Genomic DNA, 16,802 nt, shown 5'->3' on the forward strand with positions numbered 1-16,802 from the left:
AAACCCGGTAAACCCGATTTCTAGAATGTGGCGGAGAGATAGGGATTTGAACCCTAGGTGGGCTATAAACCCACGCCGGTTTTCAAGACCGGTGCTTTAAACCACTCAGCCATCTCTCCTGAGTGCGATGGATAATACGGTCCAATCGTCATACTGTAAAGCACTAATTTCAAGAAGATAACTCAACAGCCTTAATTTTAACCACTCTGTTTATCAAAAATACTCACATCATTATTTCACTAGAAAACGATGCATTAACTCTGAGAACACAGATTTGGCTTCTTCTGCAATAATGTCGCCATGCGTAACGATTATTCGCTGAAAATCCCAACTCTGAATCAACTGTATAAAGCGCTTAAAAGCAGCCTTGTCTTTAATGATAAAGCCCATTTTAAGTGGCGGAGCGATACAACATCCTTTGAAGCCGATGGGCTCGAACACATACTTGCTCATGAACCCGACCACTCCAGTAAGGTGAGAGGTATCCGGATAGTTTTGGATCAAATCGGTCACAATAAGCGACTGTGAGGGTTTATGAACAAAAACTGTCTCATGAAACATCGGCACCGAGGGCATGGTTTCCCAGTCAAGATCTTCAGGCCAGACATTTTCCATGCCTGGCTGTAGAATATGAAAATTAGACAATGGGATTTTGTTCGGTATACCAGCACTGACATACAATTCAGCATCCGGGTAGGCTTCGCTCCAGTCTTGCAACCATTTGCAATGATGATTATTCGCGGCAATCAGATGTTTTACCGGGCCTATTTCATTCACTTGTTGCTGCAGTTCAGGAGATATTGCGGTAGGAGAATGCACCCATACACTGCCATCAGCCAAGCGGATCACCGTCATTCGTAAGCCTAGCTGGGTTCCCATCATATTCATGCTGTCTTCATGAACCCAAATATTCCTATCTATCTGTCGCATGCTAGCCTCACTAACCGAATGTGGATATATAGCTATACTGCCAGAGCGGTAGAAAAAGGCACTCTGTTAGTTCACATTTAGCCACTGCAATATTTCATCATCTGATTCGTACTTAGCGAGATGCAACATTCCAGCAACCATGTTCAGTCTTACTTTTGCTAATCACCGTTTACAGACTTTCATTATAGTTATCTGTACCGTTCCCTTCTGGGGAGCTCGACCTGTGTATTTTTATTAGCAATGTTGATTCGTAAGCTTAGCGGACACAGCCTAAATAGGAATACAAAACACGATAGAGTACTGCTATGAATCAGATACGGGATAATAAAAAAGGCATCAGTATTTTTGCTCTGGCAATGCTAAATATTGTTGCGGTTGTCAGTTTACGAGGACTGCCAGCCGAGGCGGAGTACGGACTAAGTTCGATATTTTATTACATTTTTGCTGCCATTGTTTTTTTAGTACCCGTCTCATTAGTGGCGGCTGAGCTGGCTACTGGCTGGTCAGAAAAAGGCGGGGTATTTCGCTGGGTCGGGGAAGCATTCGGCCCAAAACTGGCTTTAATCGCCATTTTTATGTTGTGGATAGAAGTCACGGTTTGGTTTCCAACCGCCCTCACCTTTGGATCGGTATCTCTGGCATTTATGGGCCCGGATCAGACTTGGGACCAAGCGCTCTCAGAAAATAAGTTTTTCGTACTCGGTATCGTGTTAGCCATCTACTGGCTGGCTACCTTTGTCGCTCTTCGCGGGACAGAAGCCTTTTCAAAACTCGCTAAATGGGGGGGAATGATCGGAACCGTCATTCCTGGAGTCATTCTTATTATCCTCGGATTTTCCTACCTCTTTGCGGGTAATACCCCGCAAGTCGATCTATCTTGGGACAAACTCATTCCCGACTTTTCTAATTTCAATAATGTCGTCTTAGCCGCCAGTATCTTCTTGTTTTATGCAGGGATGGAAATGAATGCCATCCACGTAAAAGAGGTGGATAACGCACCACGTAATTACCCGATCGCGATTGGTATTGCTGCGTTGGGTACGGTGTGTGTATTCGTGTTGGGCACACTGGCGATTGCATTTGTGATCCCACAAAAAGACATTAATTTAACCCAGAGCCTGTTAGTGGCCTACGATGATATGTTTGCCTGGGCTGGGATCAGCTGGGCAGCACCTATCATGGCAGCCTGTTTGGCACTCGGGGTGTTAGCGGGGGTGGTCGGCTGGGTCGCGGGCCCTTCTTCTGCGCTGCTTGTCGTCGCTAAAGGGGGCTACCTGCCACGCTTTTGGCAATATACCAACCAGCATGGTATGGCCACACACATCATGCTGGCACAAGCTATCTTAGTTACCATGATTTCAACGGTGTTTGTGGTATTACCATCGGTACAAGCAGCTTATCAAATATTAAGTCAGCTCACGATTGTGCTATATCTGATCATGTACCTGATTATGTTTGCTGCCGCAATTTACCTCCGCTACAGCCAACCGAATCGCCCTCGGCCTTATAAAATTCCCGGTGGTAATGCAGGGATGTGGCTAATTGGCGGGCTAGGTTTTGCAGGATCACTGATTGCCTTTTTATTTTCATTTATTCCTCCTGCGCAGATCGCAGTGGGTAGTCCCGAAATGTTCGTCGGCATTTTAGTGATTTTGACTATCGCCTTTGTGATCATGCCATTGTTGATTTACAAAGCACGAAAACCACACTGGAAAGATCCGGAAGTCACAGATTTCGCCCCATTCACCTGGGAAATCGAGGACAAGCACCCAGGGGTGATCAACCCGTCAGATAAAGTGACCCATACTTTACATCAACCTAAATAGCTGTCGCTGAACAACCGCGGAGACTATAGCGTATGAGTCAAATTGACACCGAAATAGCAAAGGCCATTGATGAGGCTTTTGCAACCCATAGAGAAAAAACCGAGGGCCAGAATGCGGTATATATTCCCTTTCTTGCCTCCGTCCCTGCGGATCTCACTGGACTGGCTTTTGTCTCGACTCAAGGTGAGATTTACACCGCAGGTGATGCCGAATACCCGTTTGCGATTGAATCAATATCAAAGGTGCTTACGCTGGCATTAGCGTTAGAGCAATCAGGGGCAGATGAACTGCACGCAAAAGTCGGGGCTGAACCAACAGGGCTCGGGTTTAACTCGGTCATGGCACTGGAATTACATCAGGGGAAACCACTGACACCACTCGTCAACGCCGGAGCAATTTCAACCGTCAGTCTAATCAAAGCGGCAGATAAAGAAGCGCGCTGGCAAGCGATATTGAATTACCAATCAAGGCTGATGGGGGCAAAAATAGCTCTGTCTGATGAAGTGAACCAGTCGGAACAAGCCACTAACAGCCACAATCAAGCCATCTCGCTATTACTCAAATCATCCGAGCGTATCTACTCTGATGCGCTTGAAGCGTGTGATGTGTATACCCGGCAGTGCTCCACATTGGTCACCAGTGTGCAACTGGCCACTATGGGGGCAACATTGGCCAATGGCGGGTTCAATCCAATCACTAAAGAGCAAGTGGTAAGCCAGCACAATGTGCCTCATATCTTGGCAGAAATGATGATGGAAGGCTTGTATGAGAGCTCTGGGGATTGGGCTTACGACGTCGGCCTTCCCGGCAAAAGTGGTGTCGGCGGCGGATTAATCGCTGTGATCCCAAATGTAGGTGGCATCGCTGCCTTTGCGCCACCACTTGATGAGTGCGGCAACAGTGTCAAAGGCCAGCGGATGATCAAGCAAGTTGCCAAAACACTGGGCTGGAATATTTTCAACTGTTCACCCTCCACCTAAATCGAAAATACGCAATATTACGAAGGGACGTCATGTCCCTTTCTCTTATCTCTCTCGCCACAGCACGGCTTACAACCGGTGTTGTTCAAAGGCTTTGTGCAATAAATCCAGCATGGCTTGACGTACCGGCCCCCCCTTTTGACGACGGGTTTCTATCACGTCCACCGTCGTCACCCATCCTTCTGGTTCGTACTCCACATTCAATTCGGTAAGTCGCCCATCGGCTAAATAAGGTGCGGCAAGATGATCGGGCACAATGGTCCAACCGATCCCTTCTGCGGCAAGATCGAGTAACAATTGGTGTGTATTGGCATACCAAATTTGGGTACTGATCGCGTAGCTGAACCATAACTCTTTCCCCGTGGAAGAGCGCTGTACTATCTGGCGGTAAGTGCGTAAATCTGTGTCTTTCAACGAGGGAAGTTGTCCCAGCGGATGCGATGGTGCCGCTAATGTCACAAAACGGCTATGGCCTAAGCTCTTAAATTCCACATCTTCCTGCATCGTGCCATCGGTATACACTAAACCAATGTGCGCTTTACCTTCAGCGATCAAGGTTTTGATATCAAACGTCGAATCCGAAATAATCTCAATGCTGGTCATCGGAAATTGCTCTGCCAAAACCGCAAGCTGACTGAGTAGGCTTGGTTCGATCAAACTTTCATCAATCGCGATGATCAAGTCATGCTCTTCATCGGCATCCAGTGCCATTACTTTCTGATCCAGTCGTTGCTGCTGTAGTAAAATGGATTGGGCTAAGGGTAACAGCGCACTACCCGCGACGGTTAAAACGGGTAAATTGCCACTGCGATCAAATAATGTCTGATTGAGAGTGATCTCCAGATTCGACACCGACTGGCTAACGCCCGATTGAGCCCGTTTCAGCTTTCTGGCCGCCGCAGAAAACGACCCACACTCACACACCGTCACAAATATTTTCAGTTGTTCGAAACTATACATCACCGTGATATTTCCTCGTAAAACGCATACACTCACAGGGTATCACATATAGTGATACCTGCTAACTTTGCATACATAATAACGCTGGTATGCTTACGGTTTATGTAACACGTAATTTTAGAGAGATACCGTAACATGTCTGTGATTGAACGCCTTTTTCATGCGGTATTATTTGAAGTTTTGGCGGTTTTATTCTCAATTCTAGGTCTTGTTTTGCTCACGGATCACCCCGTCAGCAGCCTATCAGGAACAATGATAGCTGTAGCAACTATTGCCATGGCATGGAATATGATTTTCAACGCCATCTTCGACCGCTTTTTCCCGGGAGATCGTGAAGCCCGTGGGTTTATTGTGCGTTGCCTGCAAGTCGTTGCCTTTGAAGGTGGCTTATTGCTGATCACCGTGCCACTTATGGCTTGGATGCTGAATGTTAGCCTATGGCAAGCGTTTATGATGGATATCGGCGTCACCATCTTCATTGCTGGCTATGCCTTTGCCTTCAACTATTGCTATGACCACTTACGTGCGGCCATTATCCGTCGTCGCCAGCTCCATAGCACTGCAGTACACCATTAAGCAAAGTCGATGTTCGTAGTATCAACTCGATACCTCACTAACATCCAAACTATCCCCCAAACAATAACAAGGAAGCCAGCCACGGTTGGCTTCCTTTTTCTATATTTTATCTTGAATTTTAGGACTCCTATGACTATCCAGAACAGCCTAGCCATTATTCAACGTGGAGTGGACAACATTACTCCAGAAGCCTCCTTACTCGAAAAACTGGCGCTAGACCGTCCGCTTCGTGTAAAACTCGGGGCCGATCCAACGGCACCAGATATTCATCTTGGCCATACCGTGATCCTCAATAAACTGCGTCAATTTCAGGATCTTGGGCATCAGGTGATCTTTTTGATCGGTGACTTCACTGGCCGGATCGGCGATCCATCAGGTAAAAACACCACCCGCCCACCGCTGACAACAGAGCAAGTTCTGGCTAACGCTGAAACCTATCAACAACAAGTTTTTAAGATCCTAGACCCAGCTAAAACCGACATCGTATTCAACTCAGAGTGGTTGTCTCAACTCGGTGCTGAAGGCATGCTGAAACTGGCAGCCAGCCAGACTGTGGCCCGCATGCTGGAACGTGAAGACTTCAAACAGCGCTTTGCATCAGGCCGTGCTATTGGGATCCATGAATTCATGTACCCGCTTCTGCAAGGCTATGATTCTGTCGCTTTAGAAGCTGACATTGAGCTGGGCGGCACTGACCAGACCTTTAACTTACTGATGGGACGAGAGCTGCAAAAGCAGAACCAAATGGCCCAACAGGTCGTTATCACCATGCCGCTACTGGTTGGCTTGGACGGCGTGAAGAAAATGTCGAAATCCGCCCATAACTACATTGGTGTAACCGAGCCAGCTAATGAGATGTACGGAAAATTACTGTCGATTTCTGATGATTTGATGTGGAACTACTTTGAACTACTCTCTTTCCGCCCAATGGAAGAGATTACTCAGTTCAAAGCTGACATGGCAGCAGGACGCAACCCGAAAGAAATTAAAGTGCTGCTGGCGAAAGAGATTGTCGCCCGTTTCCACAATGAAGAAGCCGCCGATCTTGCTGAGCAAGCTTTCGATAACCGTTTCAAACATCATACGCTACCTGAAGATTTGGCAACAATGACACTGTCAACAGGCTTACCGTTAGCGAATGTACTGAAAGAAGCAGGGCTTGCCAGCTCCACCTCTGAAGCAATGCGTTTGATTAAGCAAGGCGCGGTGAAAATTGACGGCGAGCGCATGGACGATCCCCAGTACGTGCCGACTCATGATGAAGCGATTTATCAGGTGGGTAAACGCCGCATCGCTAAGATTGAATTGAAGTAATTCACAGAAAAAATCGGCAAACGGTGCCCAGTCTTTGAGTGGGTACTGTATTTATTCCGGTAAATCTGCTTTTGAGATTGAAACCTTACTTTTTTTCACTTTTACCTTTTGATCGTAAGTAAGAAATTAGGAAGATAACCATCCATGTGAATAGGGTAATCCCAATAATGCGAGGTTCAAACAAATATTCATACTCGTAACCTCTCCACATTTGGTAAAAAAGGGATGACAAATAAAACACACTAGGCGGGAGTGCTGAACGCAGTATTTCTGACTTCCAATTGAAATCGTTCTCCCCCATTGTTATTTCTCCCATGTGTAAGGTATTTTAGCCGTACGACTTTTAATACTAATTAGCATATCATCAATTCTCAGCTGGCGCCTAGTTGATGCTTTATAGCGTTCCTTACTCTGCGTATCTATTGACGAAATCGTAAGTGACTGAGTGAATGTACTTTTACTACCTACCATTGCCCTCCAGTTAACCTCATGACTAATTTCTAATTTAATCTTCCAGCCTTTTGCCACTTCGGGATAAGGGATTTTAGCTATTACCTCTCCACTTATCACCCCCATTGTTGTACTAGTAACAATCGAACCCCAAGCAGAACTTACAGCATTAGATATCCGCAACGGGATTAAATGAGGAACAAAAACAAGGGCAACATTAATTCCAGCAGCTGTTGCATAACCAGCTATTCGCATATTTTTATCACAGTCACTATTCCATGCCATTGCTGCTTCATCAGTATCCATAGTCAGGTATGTAACTAATGTATTCCTTGTAACCATAGGGGCATAACAATTTGGCTGCTTTCCTCTTCCAACCCAGTGTCCGCCATCGGTCCAATTATGGCGTGTATTACATATTTGTTTAATTTTATGCCTTTCAGCGCTACTTAAAACGGTTAAACCCATAGTTAAAAATCCTTTTAAATAAAGGAAAAAATACATGATTTTAAAAGACATAACATGGGGTGTTGTGATTTTGTGGGCTTACTTCTCTCAACAGGTGATTAATATTATGCAACGTTGATAGAAAATTCATAAATGATCACACTGTTGCCCTGTATTGATATCAATTACCAGCATGCGTTGGAAAAATGCGATTAAACATCACTGACATGCGGCAGGACGCAACCCGAAAGAGATTAAAGTGCTGTTAGCGAACGTATGGACGATCCCCAGTACGTGCCGACTCATGATGAAGCGATTTATCAGGTGGGTAAACGCCGCATCGCTAAGATTGAATTGAAGTAATTCACAGAAAAAATCGGCAAACGGTGCCTAGCCATCAGGTCTGGCACTGTTATTTTTCTCCTCGCCCAATTTTTATCAAATTGGTAGTGAATACCGAGCCCCCCGTTAACTTGGAAGGTTGTTGTCTCTCTGTCTAAATCAAGTAAGGTTTCACCAATCCCTCCAGTAATATAAGACCTGAGTGCTTGTTCAGAAAAAAGTAAAACTGTGCATCCAGGCTGTAGTTTTCATACGTCACTCGCTCACCAGTCAGTGTACTGTCACTGTCTATACGGGAATAAGTTAACCGTGACGAAAAAGCGGAGGTAATCAGATAATCAAGACATATATGTCATCTTTACTCTTGTGTTTGCTCTGTAAACACTAATCGCAGCAGTGCATCACCTGTACGTTCAAAAATCGTTTCATGCTCAAACGTAAAGCCATAGCGGTCATAAAATCGGCGGCCGATAACATTGTCTTTAAAAACTTCCACAATGAGATCGCCGTGTAAATCTTGCGCTTTATTCATTAACGCGAGGCCGATGCCCTGACCATGTAGCTCTGGTGCGACAAATAATCCACTAACGTGATTCCCCACTAACGCAAGGAAGCCAACAACCTGTTGGTCAACAACCGCGACCCAGGTATCTGTACACGGTAAATAGAGGTTAGGGATATTATGCCGTTCTTGTTCAAAAATAGATTCAGCCAAGAAATGATGGGCAAACCGTGCCGCTGATTCCCACACGACCATTAATGCATCAAGATCACTCGCTTGATAAGATCTGATGGTGAGATTACTCGGGTTCAGCATGACGCTGTCTTTCATATCAATCATTACTCTCATTGTGACGATTCAACCCCGCCATAAACGTCAATGGTAAAATTGCGTTGTTTAGCGTATTCACCGGGTGTAAGACCCAAGCCATTTTTAAGATAACGGATCAAATGAGGTTGATCACTGAACCCAAACAGGTAAGCCACTTGGCTCCAATCAATATCCTGGCCTTTAAGTGGGTAGAGATACTCTAGCATGGCATCCAAACGTTGCATTGACTGGCACTGTTTCAGAGTCATTCCTGTTACACGTGAAAAGCTGCGTTCAAGTGTTCGCTGGGAACAATGCAGCTCTGCTCCAATCTTTGAAATTGGCGTATTAGCAAGAAAAGGTAGGGCCTTCTGTGTAAAGCTACTGTGCTTATCATCTTGCCCATTTAACAGCCAGGGTAATAGCAATGTCTCAATCTTATGCCAACATACTTCAACATCGTACCTAGCGCTGTCAATGAGTTCACCGTCATTGAACCCCAAGAGAGGAAACGTTGCCCCCCCATTCAATGGCGTAACCAGATCAAGTACAGGCTGATCAGGTACGACCGTTAATGAGTAAAGCGCCCCAACTCGAAATTTTATTCCTAATAAACAAAATGGCTGAGTATGATCCATTTGATAGGTTTGACGGTGTGGAAACAGCCAATGACTCCCATGCCCTTTCGTTGACAGATTAGCAGAATCATACTGATACGGCTGATCGCTAGGGGCAATAATCAAATGCCCGTTTGGATCTGGATTCAATCTAGGAAAGCTTTCAATGCCGGCTTTTTTCTCAATAAACCAATAGCATTCAACATATTTTGCTATATCTGATGAATGAGGTGAATGCAGCCAATTAACCATGCCTTTCTCTATAATCTTAATGCTCGCTCTGTCAATCTAAGCGGTTGTGTCTTAACAGCCGCTATATTACCTCAAAACACGGACACTCAAACACCAGCCATCATCACCGGATTGCCACCATGCAAGGCTATACTATTATTTTTACGGCTAAATTCACGAAATTGTGTTGGTGTCATATTCATATAGCGGTGAAAGGTTTCGTAAAAACGGCTACTAGAATTAAAGCCCACGGTTAAAGCAACATCTAAAATGGTGCGGTTTGTATCAGTCAGCAATGCTCGGGCATGATTGATTCGCATTGAGGTGATGTATTCCTTGATTGTCATTTTCATCACACTCTGGAATAAGTTCATCGCATAGTTAGTATGCAGACCGACATGCTCTGCAATTAATTTGACCGTCAGCGGCGTATCATGGTTGCAGGCGATATATTCTAAAATTTTCTGAACATGGAACTGAGAATGCTTAGACAGCCCTTTCATGTTCGATTTGCTGTCCATGGTACTGGTTAACTTGTCCCACCCCGTCAAGCACACACGCTTCAACATCAATGACATTTCATCAGCGGCTAACTGGCGAAAACTAATTTCACTGCTTTTACTCTCTTCCATCCAGAAAGCAATCTGCTGTTCAGTGATCAGGTTAGGCAATGAGGATTGCACCACCACACCATGGGTGATCTGATTAAGCAGAGCCTGATCCAGCGGCCAAGACAAAAAGTAATGGATGGGGATATTCAAAATACCCATGTTACTCGACTTTCCCGGATCCAATAATTGATGCGGCGTAGTTGCCCAAAACAAGCCAATGTGGCCATTGTTAATGGTAAATGGTTGATCGTTTATGACGTAATCGACATCATCACCAAATGGAATATTCACCTCTATCTGTCCATGCCAGTGGTAACACGGCATTTTATGAGGCTTGCGCAGCTCAATATGGACTGGCTCATAAGATGAGAACAAGCTCAGTGGTCCGATAGCATCAGCATCAGAGCTATCCTGCGGGTTCTCGTTAATTGATATCACCATAAGCATCCATTCCTTTGAACAATACAATTTGAAACGAAATATACGACATCTTAATCATCCGATGGGGGGATATTATTCCGATTTGTGATGCTGAGCTGAGAGAATATCATGAGAAATCGACGCAATATGCATTACGTCGATACCACTCTGTTTACTCCGGAAGAGCAATGAAATTTACATTGTAAATATAAGAACGGTCCAACGTAACGATGTAGAACAATATCACGACAAAAGCCGTGAGATTAACGCACACGAATAAACTCGCTTTGTACAATCGCATTCAGAAACGTTTTGCTCTTCACTAATGAGAAATGAAGGGGTGAAACTAAATCACCAAATAACGGCGAACCGCCTCCGAGTAAGATTGGGATAGTGGTGATGATCAGCTCATCAATCAAATCTTCTTTCAAAAAATTCTGAATAGTCACGCCCCCATCGATATAGAGGTTGTTGTACCCTTTATCATTGATCGCCCGAAGCACTTGCTTCAACGGGCCGTTAACCAAAAAAACTTTATCTTCATAACCTTCTGGCACAGCTGTCATTGTGTTGCTCAGCACAAAGACCGGTTTACTGTAGGGCCATTCGATACCAAAGCTCAACACAATATCAAGGGTATTACGCCCCATCACCATCGCATCAATTCGGTCAAAATGTTCACCATATCCCATATCATCACCATCGGGATTCGGGATCATCTGTAACCAATCAATTCCGCCATTTTTATCGGCAATATACCCATCTAAACTGGTGGCGATAAACACGCTATTTGACATTTTCAACTCCGATATGGCATGAAGACAATGAAAACTTGGCATTATCTCTCACCTTGTATAAAATAATTCTACACTGTAGAAATTAATATGAGTTTAGCGAGAGCATTGAATGTCTGTCAAGGATAAAAAACGCGGCCGGCCCAAAGGAACAAGCACCCAGCTCAGTGCACAGTCCATCTTGGTAATGGCAAAACAAATGATGCGAGATAATGGAAAAATCCCAAGTATTCGACAATTAGCAATGAATCTGAATGTGGATGCGATGGCGATTTATCATTACTTCAGCAATAAGAATGCACTATTAGAAGCAATCACCACCTCATTAATACAAGATATTTATCAGCCCATTACCGAACTCGACAAGGTGATGAATGATCAGCAGGGTTGTCATTACTGGAAAAATGAGCTTCACCAATTATGCCTTAGCTACCTGACCCTGCTGGATAATTATCCTGGTTTATTAGAAACATTGCTTGGAATGGAATCAGTCAGTCCAGCAGAAGTCTTTATTGAACGCTTCAACAGGGTCATTGCTCCCTTGCACCTTGATGACGACGCGGCAAAACAGGCTTTGGACTTACTGGTTGATTACCTTCATGGCCTCGCGCTGGCATTGAACTGCAGAGATGACCCATCAGTGACGGTTGATGATTTACTGAAAGGGCCGCTTGAACTTTATAGCCTGGCACTGATGCATGCTAAGAAAGCAACGTGTTAGAAAAGAATGCAGAAGAAAAAGTAGCAGAAACAGAAAAGGCAATGGTACACCCATTGCCTTTTCTATTACCGATTTACGACAAAAGTATTCCACCAGCGTTATAACGCCGCGAACTCTTTAAGCAGCTCTTTCTGTCGCTCACTGATATTACGAGGGGTTTCGATGTTGACCTGAACCAGCAGATCACCAACATGCCCTTTACGATCTGTGATACCTTTGCCTTTCATGCGGAATTTACTACCGGTTTGAGTTTCCGCCGGTATTTTCAAATTCACACGCGTACCTTCAATTGTCACGACCTCAACTTGCCCACCAAGTGCGGCGGTGACAAAATCGGTCTTCACATTACACACCAAGTTGTTGCCATCACGGGTGAAACGCAAGTGTGGGCGCACGGTGATTTGGATCATAATATCGCCGGCAGGGCCACCATTTGTCCCTGGTTCCCCTTTGCCGCCTAGGCGAATTTTACCGCCATCTTCAATACCAGCCGGTACTTTGATATTAAGCTTTTTGGTGGTTTGAACATTGCCTTCATACACAGGCAACTCCACCACTTTCGAACACCCATGCACCACTTCTTCAAGGTCGATATCCATATGGAACTGAACATTCTGACCACGGCGCGGACGCTGGTTAAAACCATGAAACTGCGAACCGCCTCGGGCATTAGAGAACATGTCACCGAAGGCACCACCAAAGATATCCTCAAAGTCCGCATGAGAACCGCCACCGTATGAACCATATTGCTGACGGTTCGCGCCCATATCAGGACGTTCAAAAGCACGATGACCGAACTGATCATAAGCCGCTTTCTTTTCCTTATCGGTCAAGATTTCATAGGCTTCTTTCACTTCTTTAAACTTGTCAGACGCAGAAGGGTCATCCGGATTTTTGTCCGGGTGAAACTTCATGGCTAAGCGCTTATACGCTTTTTTGATCTCTTTTTCAGACGCGTTTTTTGCGAGACCAAGTACTTCATAATAATCGCGTTTTGACATAAACACACACCTCTGAAAAAAGGGCGTAAGAGGTAAACTCCGACGCCCGCTACATCATGAAAAATCATGTCCGTTTCCTTCTGAGTGAAAGAAACGGGAAATCACGATTACTTCATTTCTTCGAATTCAGCATCAACGACATCGTCGTTGTTACTCGCATTGCCTGTAGCTTGCTGGCCTGATGGCGCTTGCTGTTGTGCAATCGCAGCCAATTTTTGAACCTCTGCCATCAACGCTTGCGTGCTGGTTTCAATCGCGGCTTTATCATCGCCCGCTTTTACTGCTTCAAGTGCTGTTATGGCAGCCTCAAGTGAGCCTTTAAGATCGGTTGGTAACTGCTCACCCGCATCATTCATCTGCTTACGCGTTGAATGGATCAGGTGGTCAGCTTGGTTACGGGCACTAACCAAAGCTTCAAATGCGATATCTGCGTCTTTGTTAGCTTCCGCTTCCTGTACCATTTTTTCGATTTCAGCATCGGTTAAACCGCCTGATGCTTGGATCGTGATCTTCTGCTCTTTACCCGTGGCTTTGTCTTTCGCAGAAACTTTTAGAATACCATCTGCATCCAGATCAAACGTCACTTCAATTTGAGGCATCCCACGCGGCGCGGCTTGAATACCTTCAAGGTTAAACTGTCCAAGTGACTTGTTATGCATCGCTTGCTTACGCTCACCTTGCATAACATGAATGGTCACTGCGCTTTGGTTGTCTTCTGCTGTTGAGAATACCTGATCCGCTTTCGTTGGAATTGTGGTGTTTTTCTCAATCAGCTTCGTCATTACCCCGCCCATGGTTTCAATACCAAACGACAGTGGGGTGACATCCAGCAACAGCACATCTTTCACATCACCGGCCAATACGCCACCTTGAATAGCCGCACCCAGTGCAACTGCTTCATCCGGGTTAACGTCTTTACGCGGCGCTTTACCAAAGAACTCTGTGACTTTCGCTTGTACCATTGGCATACGCGTTTGACCACCCACCAAAATCACATCAGTGATCGCATCAATGGTCAGGTTCGCATCGTCCAATGCCGCTTGTAATGGCAGCAAGGTGCGCGTCACCAAATCTTCCACCAGCGCTTCCAACTTAGCGCGAGTCACTTTCACATTCATATGCTTAGGACCCGTTGCATCTGCGGTAACATACGGCAAATTAACATCCGTTTGCTGCGCTGATGATAGCTCAATTTTCGCTTTTTCGGCGGCTTCTTTAACGCGCTGCATCGCCAGTGGATCCGCTTTCAGATCGATACCCTGCTCTTTCTTGAATTCATCAACCAAGAAATTAATCAAGCGGTTATCAAAATCTTCACCACCGAGGTGGGTATCACCATTGGTTGCCAGCACTTCAAACGTCTGTTCGCCATCTGTCTCATCAATTTCAATGATCGAAATATCGAACGTACCACCACCGAGATCGTAAACCGCAATAGTGCGATCGCCGCCTTTTTTGTCTAAACCATACGCCAAGGCTGCAGCTGTCGGCTCATTGATAATACGCTTAACTTCCAATCCGGCAATACGTCCGGCGTCTTTTGTTGCCTGACGCTGCGCATCATTGAAATAAGCAGGTACTGTGATCACCGCACCAGTGACTTTTTCACCTAAATATTCTTCCGCAGTTTTCTTCATTTTCTTCAGCACTTCTGCCGAGACTTGCGGCGCGGCCATTTTCTGACCTTTCGCTTCTACCCACGCATCGCCATTATCCGCTTTAACAATGTTGAACGGCATAATTTCAATATCACGCTGCACATCTTCATCATCAAAACGACGACCAATCAATCGCTTAATGGCAAATAGAGTATTCGTTGGATTCGTAACAGCCTGACGCTTAGCAGGCTGACCAACCAAGGTTTCACTGTCGGTATAACCAATTACCGATGCTGTAGTGCGCTCACCTTCAGCATTTTCAATCACTCGGGCAGTATCGCCGTCTAAAACAGCAACACATGAATTAGTTGTACCTAGATCAATACCAATAATTTTACTCATAAGAAAACTTCCTCATTATTCGTGATGATGAGATGCACTTGGCCTGAGGGATAAAATAACCCCACCCATCACCACGATAGAATTTGACTGCCGATTATTCGGCTGGAATGAATCGCAACAACAGGCTGCGACTCTAAAAACAATGCTTATACGCGTTTATGTGGTCGCTGAAGCTTATGCTTGCTGACCAATAGCAATTTTACGAGGTTGCATTTCCTCTGGTTGCTCGCGCTCAAGATCAATATGAAGCAACCCATTTTCCAAGCTTGCGCCTAGCACTTTCACGTAATCTGCTAATTGAAATTTACGTTCAAAGTTACGCTCTGCAATACCTTGATAAATGAAGTTCTTGCTCTCTTCTGGTTGACGTTCACCAGTGATCACTAGCATGTTTTCTTTCTGAGTAATGTCGAGCTGCTCTTCAGCAAAACCAGCAACGGCCATCGTAATACGATAGTTGTGCTCATCTTTCTGCTCGATATTGTACGGAGGGTATCCGCTTGATTGGGATTTCTTGGCACTCGCCTCAACCATGTTGAACAGGCGATCAAAACCAATGGCGTTGCGGTATAAAGGGGCAAAATCTGTGTTACGCATAATACTATCCTCATAAGAAGCAATAGCCTTAGCAGAGTCATCTCGTGATACTCGTACTAAGTCATGAACCGGACACTCCGCTGGCACCTAATGCTCGGGGACATGTGATTCATGGGGTTAAAATTCCACTGTACCTACCCTAATAAGGCGAAGGTCAATGGGAATACGAACTCCATCTGGCAGTTCGTGTAATCAATATATGCTTCCGCAAAGTGCGGGTCAATACCTTATTTGCTGATTTTTTGAAAAAAACTTTTCAAATGCATTAAAATCAATAATTTAATTAATAAAACAATGTATTAATAGTTAGATTACCTCACTTTACATGGCGAGACAAGCTGAGTGTTTTATTCAAAAAAAGCCTGAAACTGCTTGGGTGTCAACGCGACACGTTTCTTAAAATGGCGGTGAAAATGCGATTGATCGGCAAATCCCAACTGCAACGACGCCTCACTAATTGACGTCCCTTGCTTTAATAAAGCTCGCCCCCGCTTGATTTTTTCATCCAGCAAAAAAGCATGCGGTGATGTGCCGTATTGCTTGGTAAAGCTACGGATCAGTTGAAAGCGCCCTAATCCAACTTGCTCGGCTAATTCGGTAACACTCCGGTTGACATCCAGTTCATCACAAAGGATCTCTCGCGCTTGCTTCAGCTGTGTCGTCGGAAGCGTGTCATGCTTAGCCTCGCGATTTTTATTAGGTATAAAAATCGTTGCAAGATACTCAATAAGTGCGGTTTCAGCGGCTAACAGGTCAACATTGTCCTGTAATACCGCATACAGATGATCAAACTGACGAGAATACACGAGGCCTTGCTCATAATGATGAGGAAAACCATGATAATCAAAGCCTGATGTCGCAAAGAGTTCTTGCTGCAACAGACCTATCCAAAGGCTATCGACAAACAGCATCCGATAAGACCATTCCCCTTCATCAGGATTACAGGCATGAATATCCCCCGGGTTAATGGTTACGTTATCACCAGCCGATACGGCGTACGACTGACCCAAATTTTGATAACACGCCGAACCACTATCAATCACTCCAAATGAAAATTCATCATGAGAGTGACGGTGATAACAGGCGTTCGAGTTCTTCGCCTGACGCAGTTCAACCATAGGTAGCAAGCGGGATTGTTGTATATGTACCGTTCCATCGTGTTTCACCGCAGATC

At 45.0% G+C, this 16,802-nt stretch carries 16 protein-coding genes and 1 tRNA gene; 5 read left to right on the plus strand and 12 right to left on the minus strand.

The window, feature by feature from the left end; all coding sequences use genetic code 11:
* Positions 1-28: 28 nt before the first annotated feature.
* Positions 29-119, minus strand: a tRNA-Ser gene (locus tag L4D12_RS11695).
* A gap of 112 nt (positions 120-231) precedes the next feature.
* Positions 232-930, minus strand: a complete 699-nt coding sequence (locus L4D12_RS11700; RefSeq protein WP_428448021.1) for a DUF4336 domain-containing protein — start codon at positions 928-930, stop codon at positions 232-234.
* A 305-nt stretch (positions 931-1,235) separates the two neighbouring features.
* Here L4D12_RS11700 and gadC point away from each other — a divergent pair, with 305 nt between their 5' ends.
* Positions 1,236-2,756 (plus strand): glutamine/gamma-aminobutyrate antiporter GadC, encoded by a 1,521-nt coding sequence (gene gadC, locus L4D12_RS11705; protein ID WP_428448022.1) that lies wholly within the window; start codon positions 1,236-1,238, stop codon positions 2,754-2,756.
* A 32-nt stretch (positions 2,757-2,788) separates the two neighbouring features.
* The gene (gene glsA / locus L4D12_RS11710; protein WP_428448023.1) at positions 2,789-3,736 is read left to right on the plus strand and encodes a glutaminase A; all 948 of its coding nucleotides are present in this window, start codon (positions 2,789-2,791) and stop codon (positions 3,734-3,736) included.
* A 69-nt stretch (positions 3,737-3,805) separates the two neighbouring features.
* On the opposite strand, the gene L4D12_RS11715 is transcribed toward glsA, so the two are convergent.
* Complete coding sequence (locus tag L4D12_RS11715; protein ID WP_428448024.1) at positions 3,806-4,696, minus strand: LysR family transcriptional regulator; 891 nt, start codon at positions 4,694-4,696, stop codon at positions 3,806-3,808.
* Between the two features lie 135 nt (positions 4,697-4,831).
* On the opposite strand from L4D12_RS11715, the gene L4D12_RS11720 reads away from it, so the two are divergent.
* Both L4D12_RS11720 and tyrS read left to right on the plus strand, forming a co-directional pair.
* A complete protein-coding gene (locus L4D12_RS11720; protein ID WP_428448025.1) occupies positions 4,832-5,272 on the plus strand; it encodes a PACE efflux transporter in 441 nt (146 codons plus the stop codon).
* 129 nt (positions 5,273-5,401) lie between these two features.
* Positions 5,402-6,586 (plus strand): tyrosine--tRNA ligase, encoded by a 1,185-nt coding sequence (gene tyrS / locus L4D12_RS11725; protein ID WP_428448026.1) that lies wholly within the window; start codon positions 5,402-5,404, stop codon positions 6,584-6,586.
* A 303-nt stretch (positions 6,587-6,889) separates the two neighbouring features.
* Here the strand turns inward: tyrS and L4D12_RS11730 are convergent, their stop codons facing one another.
* From L4D12_RS11730 to L4D12_RS11750, 5 genes are all read right to left on the minus strand, one after another.
* Complete coding sequence (locus tag L4D12_RS11730; protein ID WP_428448027.1) at positions 6,890-7,555, minus strand: hypothetical protein; 666 nt, start codon at positions 7,553-7,555, stop codon at positions 6,890-6,892.
* Positions 7,556-8,183: 628 nt separating this feature from the next.
* Entirely contained in the window at positions 8,184-8,666 is a 483-nt protein-coding gene (locus L4D12_RS11735; RefSeq protein ID WP_428448028.1) for a GNAT family N-acetyltransferase, read from the minus strand.
* A gap of 5 nt (positions 8,667-8,671) precedes the next feature.
* The gene (locus tag L4D12_RS11740) at positions 8,672-9,505 is read right to left on the minus strand and encodes a helix-turn-helix domain-containing protein (RefSeq protein ID WP_428448029.1); all 834 of its coding nucleotides are present in this window, start codon (positions 9,503-9,505) and stop codon (positions 8,672-8,674) included.
* Positions 9,506-9,591: 86 nt separating this feature from the next.
* Positions 9,592-10,536, minus strand: a complete 945-nt coding sequence (gene melR, locus L4D12_RS11745) for a transcriptional regulator MelR (RefSeq protein ID WP_428448030.1) — start codon at positions 10,534-10,536, stop codon at positions 9,592-9,594.
* A 242-nt stretch (positions 10,537-10,778) separates the two neighbouring features.
* A complete protein-coding gene (locus L4D12_RS11750; RefSeq protein WP_428448031.1) occupies positions 10,779-11,312 on the minus strand; it encodes a dihydrofolate reductase family protein in 534 nt (177 codons plus the stop codon).
* Positions 11,313-11,421: 109 nt separating this feature from the next.
* On the opposite strand from L4D12_RS11750, the gene L4D12_RS11755 reads away from it, so the two are divergent.
* Positions 11,422-12,030: a TetR/AcrR family transcriptional regulator gene (locus L4D12_RS11755; RefSeq protein WP_428448032.1), complete on the plus strand. Its 609-nt coding sequence runs from the start codon at positions 11,422-11,424 to the stop codon at positions 12,028-12,030.
* 98 nt (positions 12,031-12,128) lie between these two features.
* Here L4D12_RS11755 and L4D12_RS11760 read toward each other — a convergent pair whose 3' ends face one another.
* The 4 genes from L4D12_RS11760 to L4D12_RS11775 form a co-directional block, all read right to left on the minus strand.
* On the minus strand, positions 12,129-13,031 hold the full coding sequence (locus tag L4D12_RS11760) for a DnaJ C-terminal domain-containing protein (RefSeq protein WP_428448033.1): 903 nt from the start codon (positions 13,029-13,031) through the stop codon (positions 12,129-12,131).
* Positions 13,032-13,138: 107 nt separating this feature from the next.
* Positions 13,139-15,031, minus strand: a complete 1,893-nt coding sequence (dnaK, locus tag L4D12_RS11765; RefSeq protein WP_428448034.1) for a molecular chaperone DnaK — start codon at positions 15,029-15,031, stop codon at positions 13,139-13,141.
* A gap of 174 nt (positions 15,032-15,205) precedes the next feature.
* Positions 15,206-15,628, minus strand: a complete 423-nt coding sequence (locus L4D12_RS11770; protein WP_428448035.1) for an Hsp20 family protein — start codon at positions 15,626-15,628, stop codon at positions 15,206-15,208.
* 347 nt (positions 15,629-15,975) lie between these two features.
* Complete coding sequence (locus L4D12_RS11775; protein WP_428448036.1) at positions 15,976-16,794, minus strand: AraC family transcriptional regulator; 819 nt, start codon at positions 16,792-16,794, stop codon at positions 15,976-15,978.
* Positions 16,795-16,802 lie beyond the last annotated feature (8 nt).

This window comes from Photobacterium nomapromontoriensis, from assembly GCF_050336815.1.
Taxonomy (GTDB): Bacteria; Pseudomonadota; Gammaproteobacteria; order Enterobacterales; family Vibrionaceae; genus Photobacterium; species Photobacterium nomapromontoriensis.

Coding starts and splice junctions, on each gene's coding strand:
- L4D12_RS11700 (WP_428448021.1), bottom strand. CDS start 930: ATGCGACAGATAGATAGGAATATTTGGGTTCATGAAGACAGCATGAAT.
- gadC (WP_428448022.1), top strand. CDS start 1,236: ATGAATCAGATACGGGATAATAAAAAAGGCATCAGTATTTTTGCTCTG.
- glsA (WP_428448023.1), top strand. CDS start 2,789: ATGAGTCAAATTGACACCGAAATAGCAAAGGCCATTGATGAGGCTTTT.
- L4D12_RS11715 (WP_428448024.1), bottom strand. CDS start 4,696: ATGTATAGTTTCGAACAACTGAAAATATTTGTGACGGTGTGTGAGTGT.
- L4D12_RS11720 (WP_428448025.1), top strand. CDS start 4,832: ATGTCTGTGATTGAACGCCTTTTTCATGCGGTATTATTTGAAGTTTTG.
- tyrS (WP_428448026.1), top strand. CDS start 5,402: ATGACTATCCAGAACAGCCTAGCCATTATTCAACGTGGAGTGGACAAC.
- L4D12_RS11730 (WP_428448027.1), bottom strand. CDS start 7,555: ATGTCTTTTAAAATCATGTATTTTTTCCTTTATTTAAAAGGATTTTTA.
- L4D12_RS11735 (WP_428448028.1), bottom strand. CDS start 8,666: ATGATTGATATGAAAGACAGCGTCATGCTGAACCCGAGTAATCTCACC.
- L4D12_RS11740 (WP_428448029.1), bottom strand. CDS start 9,505: ATGGTTAATTGGCTGCATTCACCTCATTCATCAGATATAGCAAAATAT.
- melR (WP_428448030.1), bottom strand. CDS start 10,536: ATGGTGATATCAATTAACGAGAACCCGCAGGATAGCTCTGATGCTGAT.
- L4D12_RS11750 (WP_428448031.1), bottom strand. CDS start 11,312: ATGTCAAATAGCGTGTTTATCGCCACCAGTTTAGATGGGTATATTGCC.
- L4D12_RS11755 (WP_428448032.1), top strand. CDS start 11,422: ATGTCTGTCAAGGATAAAAAACGCGGCCGGCCCAAAGGAACAAGCACC.
- L4D12_RS11760 (WP_428448033.1), bottom strand. CDS start 13,031: ATGTCAAAACGCGATTATTATGAAGTACTTGGTCTCGCAAAAAACGCG.
- dnaK (WP_428448034.1), bottom strand. CDS start 15,031: ATGAGTAAAATTATTGGTATTGATCTAGGTACAACTAATTCATGTGTT.
- L4D12_RS11770 (WP_428448035.1), bottom strand. CDS start 15,628: ATGCGTAACACAGATTTTGCCCCTTTATACCGCAACGCCATTGGTTTT.